We start from the raw sequence: 1559 nt of genomic DNA, 5'->3' as shown, positions 1-1559 counted from the left end.
CCCCCCTCCCTCAGGAGGGGAGGAGCGCGCCCCCGTCACTTAACCCAATCCCAAAAGCCGAATTTCGCCGCCAGCCCCGTCAGCAACAGCGCGCCCGCAATCCGCGCCACCCAGGCGAGCGCCGCTTTCCACACCGATCTTTTGGCATCGCGCCATGCCCCCAGCAATTCGCGCAATTCGGCCATGTCCTTGGCCGCCGCCGCATCGTCCAGCCCCAGTCGCGCCATCGCGCGCGACGCCGCCAGTTCGCCCGCTTCCTCGGCAATGGCGCGCAGCGTGGTCAAATCCGCGCCTTCGCCGGCGCCTTGCGCCATTAACTGCGCCAGCACCGCGCCGCTCACGGCGCCACCTCCACCGCGCCGGGCCCCAACCCCACCATCGCGCGTTTCTCGTCACGCGACAGGAAATCCGCCGCGCCCACCTGGCTCCACAAGCGTTCGCGGTCCTCGGCCAGCGCGGTCACCCGGTCGAGATCGACCGACAGCGCCGCCTCGGGCACCCATCCGCGCAGCCCCTGCGTCAGCCCGGCCAGGATCGTTCCCGCCAGCGGCAGGATCGTCGATCGCCACAATGCGCGATTGGCCTCCTTGTAATTGGCATAGGTCGCGTCGCCCGGCAGGCCGAGCAGCATCGGCGGCACCCCGAAAGCGGTGGCGATCTCGCGCGCCGCCGCCGCTTTCATGCCGACAAAGTCCATGTCGGCGGGCGTCAGGCTCAGCGCCTGCCATGTAAGGCCGCCTTCCAGCAGCATCGGCCGCCCAGCATTGCGCGCGCCGGCAAAGCTCGCCTCCATTTCCTCGCGCAACCGGGCGAATTGCTCGCGCGACAAGGTCGAGCCATCGCCCGGATCGTAGATCAGCGCGCCAGACGGTCGCGCGGCATTGTCGAGCAGCCCGGCATTCCATGCCGCCGCTGCATTGTGCAGCGCGATCGCGCTCGCCGCCCCGCCGAGACACCCCAGGCCATAATGATCGTCGAGCGGATGGAACGCCTTGATCTGCACGATTTCGGGCCGGGGCTCCTCCGCCGATAGCCGCACCGATCGATCGCCCACGCTATAGCGATAGGCGATCGGCCACCCGCCCGCATCCGGCTCGACCGTCACCCGCTCGGGGCGCAGCGCGAACAGCTCGACCACATCGCCCGCCGCGTCGGTCAGCATCTGCACATAGGCATTGCCGTGCAGCAGCAGATGCGCCGCCAGCGTCGCGGTCAGCGCCTGCCCGCCCGATCGTGCCTGTACCAGCGCGATGGTTTCGGGCGTCCCCGTCAGCGGTGCGTCGCCCACACCATCGGCAACCAGCCGCACCGCGCGCTGCGCAATCGCATTGCGCAGATACAGCGCCCGCACCCGTTCCGCATAACTTTGCGGGAGCGCTCCGATCGCCGCCCCCTCGGCAAAGCGCGCACGCCGAAACTCCAGCGCCGGACGCGATTCCTCGCGCCCGGCTGCCTTCCAGCCGAACCATTTCATGCTCTCTTCCTTCTCGTAGAGAAACGACGCGCGCTTCCTGCCTCCCCTCCCTGAAAGGGGAGGGGCCGGGGGTGGGTCGGCCGGC

General features: G+C 69.5%; 2 protein-coding genes. Both read right to left on the bottom strand.

What is annotated here, in order from left to right:
* Positions 1-35: 35 nt before the first annotated feature.
* Positions 36-341 carry a DUF6127 family protein gene (locus tag NW75_RS21505; RefSeq protein WP_231565373.1) on the bottom strand — a complete coding sequence of 102 codons (306 nt, stop codon included), beginning with the start codon at positions 339-341 and terminating at the stop codon, positions 36-38.
* Complete coding sequence (locus NW75_RS21500; protein WP_033967422.1) at positions 338-1474, bottom strand: phage portal protein; 1137 nt, start codon at positions 1472-1474, stop codon at positions 338-340. Before NW75_RS21500 ends, NW75_RS21505 begins: the two co-directional genes overlap by 4 nt.
* Positions 1475-1559: the final 85 nt, after the last annotated feature.

Origin of the sequence: Sphingomonas sp. Ant H11 (assembly GCF_000797515.1) — a bacterium.
GTDB lineage: Bacteria > Pseudomonadota > Alphaproteobacteria > Sphingomonadales > Sphingomonadaceae > Sphingomonas.
Note: the sequence above shows the minus strand (reverse complement) of the source record. Positions and strands in the feature narration are given on the sequence as shown.